Origin of the sequence: Gilliamella sp. ESL0250, assembly GCF_013345045.1 — a bacterium.
Taxonomy (GTDB): Bacteria; Pseudomonadota; Gammaproteobacteria; order Enterobacterales; family Orbaceae; genus Gilliamella; species Gilliamella apicola_H.
In genome coordinates, this window is sequence record NZ_JAAEDV010000007.1 from 65,318 (window position 1) to 79,176 (window position 13,859).

At 34.0% G+C, this 13,859-nt stretch carries 16 protein-coding genes; 6 read left to right on the top strand and 10 right to left on the bottom strand.

The window, feature by feature from the left end; translation table 11 throughout:
* The first annotated feature begins 6 nt into the window (after positions 1–6).
* Positions 7–411, top strand: a complete 405-nt coding sequence (mutT, locus tag GYY69_RS07105) for an 8-oxo-dGTP diphosphatase MutT (RefSeq protein ID WP_065638513.1) — start codon at positions 7–9, stop codon at positions 409–411.
* A 350-nt stretch (positions 412–761) separates the two neighbouring features.
* Positions 762–977, top strand: coding sequence for a DUF4177 domain-containing protein (locus GYY69_RS07110; protein WP_174797040.1), 216 nt, complete (start codon positions 762–764; stop codon positions 975–977).
* 253 nt (positions 978–1,230) lie between these two features.
* Here GYY69_RS07110 and GYY69_RS07115 read toward each other — a convergent pair whose 3' ends face one another.
* From GYY69_RS07115 to GYY69_RS07135, 5 genes are read right to left on the bottom strand one after another with little or no spacing between them, the layout of a single operon-like run.
* Entirely contained in the window at positions 1,231–1,614 is a 384-nt protein-coding gene (locus GYY69_RS07115) for a DMT family transporter (RefSeq protein WP_174797041.1), read from the bottom strand.
* Entirely contained in the window at positions 1,614–1,970 is a 357-nt protein-coding gene (locus GYY69_RS07120; protein WP_342354068.1) for an EamA family transporter, read from the bottom strand. Before GYY69_RS07120 ends, GYY69_RS07115 begins: the two co-directional genes overlap by 1 nt.
* Entirely contained in the window at positions 1,958–2,392 is a 435-nt protein-coding gene (gene zur, locus GYY69_RS07125) for a zinc uptake transcriptional repressor Zur (RefSeq protein WP_160430258.1), read from the bottom strand. Before zur ends, GYY69_RS07120 begins: the two co-directional genes overlap by 13 nt.
* A complete protein-coding gene (locus tag GYY69_RS07130) occupies positions 2,385–2,687 on the bottom strand; it encodes an RnfH family protein (protein ID WP_174797042.1) in 303 nt (100 codons plus the stop codon). The genes zur and GYY69_RS07130 overlap by 8 nt, the downstream gene beginning before the upstream one ends.
* The gene (locus GYY69_RS07135; protein ID WP_174797043.1) at positions 2,684–3,148 is read right to left on the bottom strand and encodes a type II toxin-antitoxin system RatA family toxin; all 465 of its coding nucleotides are present in this window, start codon (positions 3,146–3,148) and stop codon (positions 2,684–2,686) included. Before GYY69_RS07135 ends, GYY69_RS07130 begins: the two co-directional genes overlap by 4 nt.
* Before the next feature lie 33 nt (positions 3,149–3,181).
* Between GYY69_RS07135 and smpB the strand changes: the two genes are divergently transcribed.
* A complete protein-coding gene (smpB, locus tag GYY69_RS07140; RefSeq protein WP_065581660.1) occupies positions 3,182–3,664 on the top strand; it encodes an SsrA-binding protein SmpB in 483 nt (160 codons plus the stop codon).
* Positions 3,665–3,690: 26 nt separating this feature from the next.
* On the opposite strand, the gene GYY69_RS07145 is transcribed toward smpB, so the two are convergent.
* The 4 genes from GYY69_RS07145 to lolA all read right to left on the bottom strand — a co-directional run bounded on the left by GYY69_RS07145 (position 3,691) and on the right by lolA (position 8,037).
* Positions 3,691–4,689 (bottom strand): LacI family DNA-binding transcriptional regulator, encoded by a 999-nt coding sequence (locus tag GYY69_RS07145; protein WP_174797044.1) that lies wholly within the window; start codon positions 4,687–4,689, stop codon positions 3,691–3,693.
* Between the two features lie 23 nt (positions 4,690–4,712).
* Positions 4,713–5,831: a glycoside hydrolase family 172 protein gene (locus tag GYY69_RS07150; RefSeq protein ID WP_174797045.1), complete on the bottom strand. Its 1,119-nt coding sequence runs from the start codon at positions 5,829–5,831 to the stop codon at positions 4,713–4,715.
* Between the two features lie 38 nt (positions 5,832–5,869).
* Complete coding sequence (locus GYY69_RS07155; RefSeq protein WP_194240616.1) at positions 5,870–7,111, bottom strand: oligosaccharide MFS transporter; 1,242 nt, start codon at positions 7,109–7,111, stop codon at positions 5,870–5,872.
* Between the two features lie 329 nt (positions 7,112–7,440).
* Positions 7,441–8,037: an outer membrane lipoprotein chaperone LolA gene (lolA, locus tag GYY69_RS07160; RefSeq protein WP_174797046.1), complete on the bottom strand. Its 597-nt coding sequence runs from the start codon at positions 8,035–8,037 to the stop codon at positions 7,441–7,443.
* Between the two features lie 173 nt (positions 8,038–8,210).
* On the opposite strand from lolA, the gene GYY69_RS07165 reads away from it, so the two are divergent.
* From GYY69_RS07165 to GYY69_RS07175, 3 genes are all read left to right on the top strand, one after another.
* Complete coding sequence (locus tag GYY69_RS07165; RefSeq protein ID WP_174797047.1) at positions 8,211–9,554, top strand: replication-associated recombination protein A; 1,344 nt, start codon at positions 8,211–8,213, stop codon at positions 9,552–9,554.
* Between the two features lie 281 nt (positions 9,555–9,835).
* The gene (locus tag GYY69_RS07170; protein ID WP_174797048.1) at positions 9,836–11,206 is read left to right on the top strand and encodes a hypothetical protein; all 1,371 of its coding nucleotides are present in this window, start codon (positions 9,836–9,838) and stop codon (positions 11,204–11,206) included.
* 393 nt (positions 11,207–11,599) lie between these two features.
* Positions 11,600–12,952, top strand: a complete 1,353-nt coding sequence (locus GYY69_RS07175) for a hypothetical protein (protein WP_174797049.1) — start codon at positions 11,600–11,602, stop codon at positions 12,950–12,952.
* A 657-nt stretch (positions 12,953–13,609) separates the two neighbouring features.
* Here the strand turns inward: GYY69_RS07175 and GYY69_RS07180 are convergent.
* A complete protein-coding gene (locus GYY69_RS07180) occupies positions 13,610–13,747 on the bottom strand; it encodes a transposase (RefSeq protein WP_174797050.1) in 138 nt (45 codons plus the stop codon).
* Positions 13,748–13,859 lie beyond the last annotated feature (112 nt).

Sequence of the window (13,859 nt, forward strand, 5' to 3'; positions counted from 1 at the left end):
AGAATTATGAATAAACATATTGAAATTGCTGTAGGTATTATTCGTTCACAAAATTGTCAAATCTTTATCACCCAACGCGGTGAAGACTCTCACCTTGCTGGTTTTTGGGAATTCCCAGGAGGAAAAATCGAGGCAGGAGAAACCCCATATCAAACCCTACAACGCGAAATTGCTGAAGAAGTAGATATCTATATCCATCAAGCCCAATTCTTAGATGTTTTTGAACACAGTTATGATGATCGTGATATCATAATTCATGCTTATTTAGTTGAAGAATGGGATGGTGTTCCTTTCGCTAAAGAAGGTCAACCAAGCCGTTGGATTGATCAAGAAGATTTGAATGCCGACGAATTTCCTGACGCCAATCGGCCGATTATCGAAATGCTAAAAAATTTGGATAAACAAATCTAGTCTATTTATTAGCATTTATTTTTGTCAGCTTTGTTTATTAAGATTAGTTTATTTTGTCATTTCTGTTTTTAACTTGAGACAGTTCTAACATCGCCTTTATAAATCAATGCGCGACACAACTAAGAGCGCTTTGCTAATTTCCATTGTTATCAGGCCGAATTTTCCGCACATAATCTAAAGTGATATACAATAAACAAGGAAAAACAGGTTAAATATAGCAACTTTTAAGTAAAATAAATTTTTTATTCACTAGATAATAAGCGTTAAAAAATATATAATGCCGCGAATTTTTGATGTTAATTACCATTAAAAATAGTGTTAAATTAAATAAAATTAAGGTGTTAATTATAATGAAAGAATATAAGGTAGTTGTTTTTCAAGAAGGAGCATTGTCTTCATTACTTTTAGGTTCAGCTAATGCTAATGAAGTTAAATTTTCAGAATTTTTAAACAAAAATGCTCAAGATGGTTGGCGCGTAGTAACGATGGAAAAAGATATGCGCCGCTTGTTCTTGTTTTGGAAAAGAGAAGCCTATTTAATTGTAATGGAACGGGAACGTAGTTAAATAAAAGTCTGAATATCATTACCTATTTTTTTAATGAATTCATTCAAAGCATGAATATTTTAGATTAATAATTTCGTCTTTTTTAAGGTAATGGCATTTTTACTCATACGTGCCTGATAAAAAGTGAAATACATTAGCGATTGTTAAAATTGGGAATCAATATATCTATTCATTGTATTGTATTCCCACTAAATCAGATAAACTCAAAATTTCAAGTAACTACCATATTTTTATAAAAAAGCAAAAGGACGCGTTAAGATTTACGCTGTAATTTTTGTTCTGCTAGAGCCAAAAAAACAATACCAATAATGATAGATAACCCACCAAGCATCCGCGTCAAGGTAATTTGCTCATCAAAAGCAATAACCGAAACCAACATCACGGTGACCACCTGTAGATGAGACGCGGCAAAAGCGGGGCCTACTGGTGCGTTTTTTAATAATACCATCCAAGTGACAAATGCGCCTGTATAACCAAGCATGACTAAATAGGCCCAGCCATGAGAGAAAACACGAATTAACCAATCGACACTCACTTCAAGTGGCATTGCCGATAATGCCGTTAATTTAAAGCTTGTTTGACCAAACGTATCAAAAAATAGTAGCAAAATAAATCCAATAATATAAAATTTTTTCATTATGTAAGCCCGACTAAAACGACACCAGTAGTAATAAAAAATATTCCAATGATACGGAATAATGTAAGATGTTCTTGAAATAAAATGCGCCCAGCCAACATAACCGTAATAATATTAAATGATCCTAATAAAATACCTTGTGACAAAGGGACTTCACTTAAAAAAGCTAGCCAAAAAATAAAACCAATAAAGTATGCGGCAAAACCTAGCCAAAGCCAAAAATTACCAAATAATTTTTGCCAATAATGCAAACCTTGCTGATTTTTCGAGGTGATTGCCGCATACTTAAATGCAATTTGTCCCATTGTATCGCAGGCAATATTTATTAACCAAAGTATAACAATTAAGATTGACACTGCTGACAAAATCCATGTATTTCAAGCACGCTATGTTTGATTAAAAAATCACTTTGCTGTGCTAATTGCTTAAGTTGATGTTCGATATCTTGTGAATGTTTTTCAATGATCTGTTGACATTTATCACAAATAAATAAAATTGAAATATGTTGTGGATCTTGAAAGTGTGGGCAAATAATATAACTATTAGAAGATTCAACTTTATGGATGAAACCTTGCTCTAGTAAAAATTCAAGCGCACGATAAATTGTAGGTGGTTTAGCCTGAGGTTCACTGACTTTGAGTAGATCTAAAAGATCATAGGCACTCATCGCTTTATTTGCCGTTAACATAATATCTAAAACTGTTCGACGCTGCGTTGTCAGTTTAATACCCCGCTTTTTGCATAAAGTTTCAATCTTTTCAAGGAGCAGATTATGCATTCGGTTTCCTTTGCCTTTCGTCATTATTTTTTTGTGCCGCTTTTCTTCGTCTTATTTCTTTAGGGTCATTGATTAAAGGTCGATATATTTCAATGCGGTCACCATTTTTAACCAATTCATTGAGATCACAACGTTTGCCATAGATGCCAATTAAATGTTCATCTAGTTTAATCTGACATAACGATAAGATATTGGATTTTGTAATTGCTTGCAAGACATTCGTTTGCTCATCGACCTCGCAATTAATTATCGTCGGGTTATTTGGTAACGCATAAACAACTTGAATATTTATCATTTATAAATCTGCCTTGCTCGTTTTGAAAACGCATTAACCATACTCGTCATCACTTCTTTAAACACAGGAGAAAAAGCAATATCTAGTAGCTTATTTTTAAACTCAAAATCTAAACTAAAACTAATTTTACTTTTGCTATCACCGAGTGAACTAAATTGCCATCTTCCCGATAGGTGTTTAAATGGTCCTTCAAACAATTTTATCTCAATAGAATGTGGTTGATTAATCTGATTTACTGTAGTGAAAGATTTTTTAAAGCCTAACTTTTCAACTTCAATAAACGCTGTGTACGTATTATCTTGTTTGCTAATAATACCAGTTGCGATACAATCAGGAACAAATTCAGGGTATCGAGCAATATCATTCACTAAGCAAAACATTTGCTCTACAGAATAAGGTTCGATAACTTCGTGAAAAACGTGTGCCATAATAATAAAATAAAAAGTTAAAATTAGTGGCATATCATATCATGTAACTTTATAATAACGCACATTATGACTAAGAAAAAATCACATAAGCCAGGTTCGGCAACCATTGCATTAAATAAACGCGCACGCCATGAGTACTTTATTGAAGAGGAAATTGAGGCGGGATTATCCCTACAAGGTTGGGAAGTGAAATCTCTACGCGCAGGAAAAGCCAACATTAGTGACAGTTATGTTTTACTTAAAGATGGTGAAGCATGGCTCTTTGGTGCAACTATCACACCACTTAATGTCGCGTCAACACATGTTGTGTGCGAACCAATGCGCACACGTAAATTATTGTTAAATGAACGAGAACTAAACTCATTATTCGGTCAAATTAATCGCCAAGGTTATACTGTTGTTGCGCTTTCACTTTATTGGAAGAACGCTTGGGCAAAAGTGAAAATTGGTGTTGCTAAAGGTAAGAAAGAATACGATAAACGTACTGATATTAAAGAGCGTCAATGGCAAGTCGATAAAGCGCGCATTATGAAAAACGCCAACCGATAATACATGGTTACTTGCAGAGTATCGTTTTAGCGGTGGCGTATAATTTGTGGCTTGATAAAAAATGCATTGTTTTTTAATTCTTTAAAGTTAAGTAAATCATTTATTACATTAACACAAGTATGAGCCATACTTTGAAAATCTTGTGCAATAGCATCAATCGGATAGTAAGAATAATTAAGATAAATATTATAATCATAAGAACACAAACAGATCTGTTGTGGTTTGGCGCCCACTTCCACTAAATAACTCAGTACTTCTTGTAGTAAATTACATGAAGGTGTAAAAATAGCTTTTGGCAGTCTTCCCAATTTTTTATGAAGATTTTTGAGTAATTCATATCCTTTATTGGGGCAATAGTTATCACTGACTAACCATTGCGGATTAATGGTTAAACCCACATTTTTAAGACCCTGTTTAAATCCCTTAAGCCTAGCTTCAATGGACGTTAACTGTGTGTCACATCCAATAAAATAAAATTCATCGAATTGCCTTGCATACGGCTGAATTAGCTCAGCGACCGAATTTAATGATTCACTAGTAATAAATGGCAATGGCGTATCTTTAAGGTAGCGATCGAAAAATAGCACAGGGATATTTTGATTAATACCAATATAAAACTCATCGCTATCTAATGAAGTAACAACAATCATTGCATCGACTTTTCGTTCAACTAAGTTTTGTGCCACTTTAATTTCTATGTCTTTATTATAATGACTACAAGTGATTAATAATTGTATGTTTTTTTGCCTAAAACAAGCTTCTAAATAGTGCAAAAATATGGAAAAAAAAGAATTGGACATATCTGGCACTATTACACCGATGGTATCAGTACTATTTGCTTTAACCAAATATTGACGAATATGAGCCTGTTCACTGTATCGCTCTGCAATGGATAATACACGTTGCCGTGTTTGTGGTGAAATACGATATTTTTTATCTCGTTTATTAAAAATATGGCTGACGGTCGTTGCCGACACGCCAGCTAAACGAGCAATATCATTGATTTTTAATTTATTACTCGCCATAGATATCACTATCTCCTTTTATATTAACGAGGAGTGCGCAGCTGTTTGTTAGGAAATATTGGATTACAGTTAACCGATGGATTTTGGTACCAATATGCAACACTGGCAATATCATCACAACGCTCATATAATCTTATATCATCATTACCAATTTGTTGAAAGGTAAGCTTGATATTTTTGTGAAATGCAATCGGATCAGGTAAATGCCAACGATATAAACCATGCATAGGCAATGCATCGTCACCAAAACCGTGTACTGGATTTGCATCTCCAGTTTGAAAAAAATCGCGCGTTGCATCACGCTTAGTCTGATAAGGGTAGCCCATAAATAGCGTTTGAAAACATTTAGCTGACGGACGTCCTTGGCTATCACGATTGTGAAACGCCCATGCCCCACCAAAATAGTCTTCAGATCCTGTGGAGTGTTGAGTTGGATATTGGCTATCATCATCCAGATAGAACTTAAATTCTCCTTCTCCCCACCAGTAACGTTCCAATGCTGTTAATGCTAAGTAAGTACCAACATAGTAGCCATGACCTTTAATATTATCTAATAATACATAATCTTCGGCATAATTGGTTACTCTTTGTCTGCGCCATTGAGCATGAAAATAAAGCGGTGCTTCAAATGGTTTTGGCATTAAGGCATAATTAATGGTGAAAAAGAAATGCTGTAAATCTGCTTCATGTTCATTTTGAATTTCAATCCTAGCTTTTCTATTAAATGGCATTCTAAAATAGCTATTAAATCCACCGGTTGGATTGACCACAATGGGCATGGAGTTAATATCACATCTTGCGCCAAAACCATTACAGAAAAAATCACCGATTGGGCTTTCGACTGATGGTACTTTTTCATCATCCCAATAAATGCGGATAACAACATCACGTAACACAAAACTACCGCGATGTGTTCTATCTGTTAAGGTAAACCACATGTGACGAATTTCGGCCGGTCCTGTAATTTCAGCGATAGTGACTGTTTGACCTGCTGGTATTGATATGCAACCTTGCCCTTTACGACTTGGCCCTAAAGCGCTCGCTTTCATGCAAGATTGACCTTTTTCACCCGTCATATTTTCAGGTGAAATGGTTCTGGTTTGTTCAAAGTGAAATTGTGTGACTGAATTATATATGTTCATTGTGAATCCTTACTAACGTTTATTAAATGTAATTTTCTTTAACTATTTTTTATTTGTATATTCTGTTTTTTATCACCGTTTAAGAAGAAAATAGCAAAAATCATAAATCCTAAAACAACTAATCCAAGATGATTAAATGTGGTTGCCGCACCAGCGGTATCGTAAAAATCACCAACCAGGGTGGAAAACAAAATAACACCGACAGAGCCTGCCACCTGATAACCGATTAAAAAGACAGTTGCGGAAAGACGGGCATTAAAATTAATATCAATATATTTAAATACCGAGACTAAAATGGTAGAAATCTCTAAGCAGTGCATAAGCTTAATGACAGAAATAATCGCAATACTATTAACATGTCCAGTAAGGAATATACGAGAAGCTGAAATAAACGCAGCAAAAATTAACGCGTTTTTTGCTCCCACACGATTTACAACAAATGGAACACAAAACATGACCGCCGCTTCTAAAAAAACTTGAAACGAATTTAATATGCCATATAAGCGATAACCATCATTGATATCGTCAAACTGCTGAGTAAAATAAACGGGGAATAACTGTTGATCATAAATATTATAAAGACTATAAGTTCCAAGCACATAAATAACAAATATCCAGAATTTTTTCAGTGTAAAGACTGATATAATTTCATTAAAACTTAGCTTGTCTTTTTTTTGGAAGACAGCTTCTGATGATTGATTTAAATCGGGTTTAAAATTGAGATTAAGTAGCATAAAGCAGATACCTATACCCGATGCAGCCCAAAAATTTAGATGTGGATTAAGACTAATTAAAATACCGGCAATAAAGGTTCCTACTGCATAAGCGATGCAACCCCACGTGCGGCATTGACCGAACTCGAAACCAAAAGCGCGGCTGATTTTTTCACAGTAAGAGTCAATTAACCCCATCCCTGCAACCCAACCAAAGCCTAAAAAGAAACTACCAAAGATGACACCAATGTAAAAACTATGCTTTAGTAACGGTTCATAAACATAAATTAATGCAGGCGCGGCTAATGTGATAATAATACTTTGAAACCAGATAAGATGTTTTTTCAACACCAATTTATCTTGATAAACACCATACACAATCATAATAATGAGCGAGACAAAGTAATTAAATGAATAAATAATACCAGTCTGTTTTGCTGTTAAGCCAATCTCCTTACTTAGCCATATGGCATAAAACGAAAAAACGAAACTACCTGCAGCGTAATACATAAAACTGTAACAGGAAGCGAACCAATAAGTCGGCTTGTTATAAAATGCACTTGTCATAATTTATCCTATAAAGAGTGAAGCACTGCAATTGAGTATGCAGAGCTAAAAATTTAGCTTTAAAAGGTTTATTGGATAAATGTGATCAACATCAAAATTATTTAATTAACATAGATAAGGAAAGCTATTGTGTATAATACATAGCTCTTAAATTGATAAGTTACTATAGAAAAGTTTGAAAAATTTATAGAAAGAAACAAAATATTGAAATTGACTAAGCTTTAATATAACCGATAGGAAAATAATTTTACAATCTAATTGGCGTTATTTTGTACATCAAATAACGCCAATACATTATATTTTGACTCATTTCACGATAACACAACAAACTAACGTTGATCATCAATAGTAACGCCTGCTGGCGGGGTAAAATTAAATTTATTCGATTCCACTTTACCAAGTACTTGATGAGACAAATCATAAAAGCTACGCTGTCCATCTTCTTCAATTATCGTAAAATTTGAGATCATCCCAGTTGGTAAAACCGAAATAATAAAGTCTTGATTAGAACCATCAGTAGCTTTTAGTGTAAAGGAATTTTGCTTACGTGTAACGTTATAAGCATTCCATATTGAATTATGACTATCAGTAATAAGTAACATTAAACGATTATCGACGGCTTTTTTTAAATCCATTACAGTTACTTGTTCAACAGCGGGTGTATAAACCCACATATTTTTTCCATCGGAAATAATTGATGTTACATCTGGTTCGTTCATGGTCCAATTGAAATAATAAGGCCTAGTCACCCATAAATCACCTTTACCCTGTTGAACGGGTTGATTATCAATAGTTTTTACATCTTGAGAAAATTGCGCATAAAATCCATCAATTTTATCTAGACGCTGTTGTAAAACTTCTTTATCACCTGCCCAAGCTGTCCATGCACTAAACAACAATCCTACCAATAATAAAAAATTCTTCATGATAAATCCTTATGTCTGCCTATTTGTTAGCTAATAACTGTATTCTAATAAGCTAAATGTTGGTGAAAAATATTACCGTGTTTTGTTTTATGGGGAAAACTATTTTCTTTTTCACTTATTGATTAACAAGTATATAATACATTTCATATTGCAAAAACTGAATATAGTGTACCATGCCGAGTATGTCTTTTGAATTTACAACTGATGAATTTAAGCCTTTAGCGGCAAGAATGCGTCCTCGCACCTTGTCAGAATATATTGGGCAAACACATTTATTAGGGAAAGGGAAACCATTGCCCAAAGCCATTGAAGCGGGTAATTTACACTCAATGATTTTATGGGGACCACCTGGCACAGGTAAAACTACATTAGCTGAAATTATTGCTCATCATGCCAATGCAAAAGTTGAACGTTTATCAGCGGTAACGTCAGGCATAAAAGATATTCGTAACGCAATTGATCGAGCAAAAATAAATCAGCAAGCAGGCGTTCGTACAATCTTATTTGTTGACGAAGTCCATCGTTTTAATAAAAGCCAACAGGATGCATTTTTGCCATATGTCGAAGACGGAACAGTGACATTTATTGGGGCTACAACTGAAAATCCATCTTTTGAATTAAATTCTGCACTTTTGTCGCGTGCAAGAGTTTATTTACTCAAATCGTTATCAAATCAAGATATTGAAAACATTTTACAGCAAGCAGTAGATGATTCTGAACGAGGATATGGTCAGCAACATATCGTTTTACCAGCAGAAACCAAACAACAGATTGCGGAATTTGTTAGTGGCGATGCAAGACGCGCGCTTAATACACTTGAATTATTGGTTGATATGTCTGATGGTCATGCGCTTACACCAGAATTACTAAAAGAGGTAATGGGTGAACGAAGTGCTAGATTTGATAATCAAGGTGATCGGTTCTATGATTTAATCTCTGCTGTACATAAATCTATTCGGGGTTCTGCACCCGATGCCGCACTGTATTGGTATGCAAGAATCATTTCAGCAGGAGGGGATCCTCTCTATGTTGCTCGCCGATTACTTGCCATTGCATCAGAAGATGTCGGCAATGCTGACCCAAGAGCCATGCAAGTAGCACTAGCCGCGTGGGATTGTTTTACGCGCGTAGGTCCTGCCGAAGGTGAACGTGCAATTGCTCAAGCGATTGTTTATTTGGCCTGTGCACCAAAAAGTAATGCCGTATATCTTGCGTTTAAGCAAGCGATGAGTGACGCCCAATCTAAATCAGATTATGATGTGCCCGAGCATTTGCGTAATGCACCAACTAACTTAATGAAAAATTTAGGGTATGGAGCGGAATATCGTTATGCTCATAATGAACCTAATGCTTTCGCTGCGGGAGAAAATTACTTTCCACAAGAAATGGCCAATACCAAATACTACCACCCTACAACACGTGGTGCTGAAAAGAATTATGCTGATAAGTTAGCATGGATAGAAGAACAAAACAGCATTAGCTCAGTTCAGCGTTACAAATCTAAAAAAAATAGCTAATTTTGTGGTGCATTTTTCTTTATTCCCTTTCATCTATAGGGTTATTACCTTAAATATTTAATAAGCTAATTCGCCTTATAAACAAATGTAATATTTTTGCAAAAGATCTTAGCTAATTATTAAATAGGAAATAACTATTGTTTTGATGGTAATTAATTTATGTATACTATTTAAATTAATACTATTAATTTCATCAAAAATACACTTAAAAAAATTTAAGATAAATGTGTAATCGATAATTTTAATTAAAAGCCAAATAATAATTAGTAGAAATATGTAATATGAGTAAAATTATAACTAAAACAAATTTTAATAGAGTTGTATCTGGACTAAGTCCATTGCTGTTTAGTACAATGAGTTATGCAGAACTAACCGCCAAAACCATTAACGATATTCAAGGCACTGCTCCATCATTATCGCCGCAAGTCGAACAAAATATAGAAGATTTAGATTTATTTGGTCTAATGGTTGATGGCAAAAATTATTACGGCAACGAAATAGCACAACTTCCCATATCAGCTGCTTATCCATTTAAAAATCAAATTAAAATAGCGCCCATGAAACAACCTAATGCCGAACAATATATTGATATTGACGGTGATGAATTAGGGGATCTTGTTACACAAACATCACCGCAAATTGTTTGGTATTATACGAATGGTAAAAATCAATTGGTAGAATTTATACCGAAAAACTCCGATACCCTTTGTTCTTTAGCAAAAGAAGGAAAATTTGGTCCATATAAAATAAAAATATCTGCTGATTTGACATTAACTTCAAAATATGGAGATCCATTCATCAATCAATATCCTAATAACAAAGTAACTAAACATCCAGCTAAAATTTACACGATAAGTTCAGATGCAGGATTTTGTCATGCAAAATCAGAACTAGCACCTGCTGATGTAAATACAAGTGCTGCAAATCATTGGGATAAATATAGTGGTTTTTTAGTTCAATCGACGGTAGATAAAAAGAAAAACTTTCCAACAACCGCTTTTTATGGGGCTCAATTTGATCTTTTATTAGCTCAGCCTGGGCTGGCTAAAAATTATGATTGGGAGATCATTAAAGGGCATGAGCTTGTCAATATTTCTAGCAATGCCGATTCAGTAAAGGTAATGTTTAATACATCCGAAGCAATGAGTACAGGAAAGGCTTGGCAGTATGTTATGGGTTCTGATAATGGATATACAGTTATTATTCAAGGAACAAATAAAACCACAGGCAATATTATTAAATATCCGTTTACTATTACAAAATGGTTTAGTGCTTGGAATAAAAGTTCAATTGGTGAGCCAAAAGCTTATAGAGGTAGTGCAGAAAACGTGGCTGCCGGCTGTGCAGCATTAGATGGTCATTATCGAATAAGCTATGCTAATGAATTAAGTAATGCTGTCATCGATTCAAAAAGGGGCGAAGCAAAATTCACACGAGAAATAGGCACACTATTAAGTGAATGGGGAGATCCGAGTCAAACTGCTTATCCTAATTCTTGGGCACCATCTTCTAGGCAGAATAATTCTTTTAGACGAATTTGGGTGTATGATACCGTTGAAAAAAAATACTGTGATTTACATACTTACAATGCTAAATATCATTGTCGAGCAGAGGCAGAAGACAAAAATGGGGTCTGTATTGCTATAAAATAAACAGCATTCATTAAATCCTTTGAAAGATCTATTTAGCAATAGGTAGATCTTTATCATTCTATTAATGTTTTATTTTTATTCTTATTCTTTCAAGTCAAGTGTTATCGATTTTTCAACTAGAAGAAAGAGTGTATAAAAAGTTATTTTCTACTCAAAATGAAAGTTATCTTGATATTAATCATCAGCAAAAAAGACTTTCCCGATAAATAAATCCATTATTGATTGTTTGAAACTATCATTTAACTCTAATTGAACGACTCAAACGATTTGTTTATACCTAATAAAGCGCCTATCCTAGCCAGACTTTATATAAATTCTAAACTAAAAAACCTTAATTGAAGTCGCAATGATTGTTTTTAAATAAAGATAATTAATAATGGAAAGAAAATAACAATGGATATAGTTAGAAAGCGTTTTAAAATAATCATATGTGCAACATGTATACTGCAAATAACAACAAGTTATGCAATTTTATCTGCAAAAACGGTACATATAATTCAAGGAAATAAACCAAAATTTGCATATATTGTCGAAACAAATATTGATGATTTCGATCTTTTTGGTTTAACCGTTGGTGATAAGAATTACTATGGTAATGAAGTAAACAATATACCCATTCCCATTAGCTATCCATTTAAAAATCAGATAAAAATAGCCCCCTTAAAACAGCCTAATGGCGACCAATATTTAGATACTGATGGTGATGAACTAGATACTCTTAATACACAAGAGCTACCAAAAATGATTTGGTATTATACAAATTTATCAAATCAATTAGTCGAATTTATGCCAACAGACAAAGAGACTTTCTGCTCATTGGCACAAAAAGGGCAATTAGGTCCTTATAAAGTAAAAATATCTGCTGATTTAAAGTTATTATCAAAGTATGGTGCTCCTAATTCTAACGAATATCCCAATGAAGATATCGTCACGCACCCATCTAAAATTTATACCGTATTAGAAGACTCAGGTATTTGTTATGCAAAGCCTGAGCTTGCGCCTTCACAAGCAGAAGCAAGTATGAAAAATCAATGGAACAAAAACTATGGATTCTTAACTCAGTCTAATATTGACGCCAGTACAAACTTCCCAACTACGGCTTTTTATGGTGCTCAATTTGATCTTTTATTAGCTCAAAAAGGGCTTGCTCAACATTATGTTTGGAAAGTTGTACAGGGTGATAAACTTGTCACTATTTCTAGCAATGCTGATATCGTTACTGTGATGTTTAATACCGCAGAGGCAATGAACACAGGAATGGTTTGGCAGGATGTTATGGCGTCTAATGATGGCTATACCATTAAGATTCAAGGAGTAAATAAAACCACAGGTTATACTATTCAATACCCATTCACCATTACCAAATGGTTTACTGGTTGGGATAAAAACTTACTAGGTAAACCAAAAGCCAATAGAGGTAATGTAGAAGATATCGTTTTGGGCTGCAAAACATTAGATGGTAATTATCGTATAAGTTATGCTGATGAGGTAAGTAATGCTCCAATTGGTAGAAATGCAAGATTTACTCGAGAGATAGGTACATTATTAGGCGAATGGGGAGATCCAAATCAAACTGCTTATCCTAATTCTTGGGCAGCGGCCTCTAACCAAAGTAATGCTTATAAACGTATCTGGTTATATGATACCACTGAAAAAGAATATTGTGATTTACACACTTACAATGCTATATATCACTGCCGAGGAGAAACCGAATACAAAAATGGACTCTGTACTGCGGTTAAATAAAACTTTTAATTAAGCTTCTCCAAAAGATCTACATTAATAATATGTAGATCTTTATAATTCTATTAAAGTATTTTGTTTATCTTTTTGAATTTATAGTTTTTTTATTTATGAGCAATGCCATCTTGTTTGCACTAAGTTTAGAAACTTCGGTAATAAATAACCATAAAATGGTCATTATCGTCTAAGCGAAATAAATCAAATCATTAGGCTGTTAATCTTTAACTAAAAAGGCATAAAGATGTTGTTATAATATACTTTGACTTAAAACTAACAATAACAACCCTCTGTAAATAGTCAAAACTTAGTACACGATTCATATAGAAAATTACGCAGAACGTTTTAGTGTTTTATATGCAATGGGTGCCATATTATTTAATTCCTCATGCAGTCTCTCAGTATTGTAAATTGTTAGTCATTCTTAAGTTGATAATATTAAATACATTGGCTTAAGCCAACAATAGCACAGCTCATAGCAATTGAAATAGATTGTAGTGACTTGTAATTCCCCGTGCCTATGTTTTATGTGTCTGAGTGGGTACTAGCGCTTTTTTATGATTTCCTCTTGAAGCAGAGATTGTAAACTCAATTATGCAAATCTCTGCTTGAGCTTACGATTTTCAGCTTTCAATTCCTTTAAACGTTTGATATCTGAGTATTTCATACCATTGTATTTTCCCGCCATTTATAAAAAGTCAAATTGCTCATGTCGTATTTATGGCAAAGTTCTTTGACAGGGATACCAGCTTCGGCTTCTTTTAATATAGATACAACTTGATAATCAGGCATTTTTTCCATGCTTGAATCCTTTTTTATCATAGTGAATTTTCTACTCTTGAATTGCACTATTTAGGGGGAATACTTACATTATATGATGTGGCTAAAATGTAAAGGCGGGTTCTGACTAATA

Coding starts and splice junctions, on each gene's coding strand:
- mutT (WP_065638513.1), top strand. CDS start 7: ATGAATAAACATATTGAAATTGCTGTAGGTATTATTCGTTCACAAAAT.
- GYY69_RS07110 (WP_174797040.1), top strand. CDS start 762: ATGAAAGAATATAAGGTAGTTGTTTTTCAAGAAGGAGCATTGTCTTCA.
- GYY69_RS07115 (WP_174797041.1), bottom strand. CDS start 1,614: ATGAAAAAATTTTATATTATTGGATTTATTTTGCTACTATTTTTTGAT.
- zur (WP_160430258.1), bottom strand. CDS start 2,392: ATGCATAATCTGCTCCTTGAAAAGATTGAAACTTTATGCAAAAAGCGG.
- GYY69_RS07130 (WP_174797042.1), bottom strand. CDS start 2,687: ATGATAAATATTCAAGTTGTTTATGCGTTACCAAATAACCCGACGATA.
- GYY69_RS07135 (WP_174797043.1), bottom strand. CDS start 3,148: ATGCCACTAATTTTAACTTTTTATTTTATTATTATGGCACACGTTTTT.
- smpB (WP_065581660.1), top strand. CDS start 3,182: ATGACTAAGAAAAAATCACATAAGCCAGGTTCGGCAACCATTGCATTA.
- GYY69_RS07145 (WP_174797044.1), bottom strand. CDS start 4,689: ATGGCGAGTAATAAATTAAAAATCAATGATATTGCTCGTTTAGCTGGC.
- GYY69_RS07150 (WP_174797045.1), bottom strand. CDS start 5,831: ATGAACATATATAATTCAGTCACACAATTTCACTTTGAACAAACCAGA.
- GYY69_RS07155 (WP_194240616.1), bottom strand. CDS start 7,111: ATGACAAGTGCATTTTATAACAAGCCGACTTATTGGTTCGCTTCCTGT.
- lolA (WP_174797046.1), bottom strand. CDS start 8,037: ATGAAGAATTTTTTATTATTGGTAGGATTGTTGTTTAGTGCATGGACA.
- GYY69_RS07165 (WP_174797047.1), top strand. CDS start 8,211: ATGCCGAGTATGTCTTTTGAATTTACAACTGATGAATTTAAGCCTTTA.
- GYY69_RS07170 (WP_174797048.1), top strand. CDS start 9,836: ATGAGTAAAATTATAACTAAAACAAATTTTAATAGAGTTGTATCTGGA.
- GYY69_RS07175 (WP_174797049.1), top strand. CDS start 11,600: ATGGATATAGTTAGAAAGCGTTTTAAAATAATCATATGTGCAACATGT.
- GYY69_RS07180 (WP_174797050.1), bottom strand. CDS start 13,747: ATGGAAAAAATGCCTGATTATCAAGTTGTATCTATATTAAAAGAAGCC.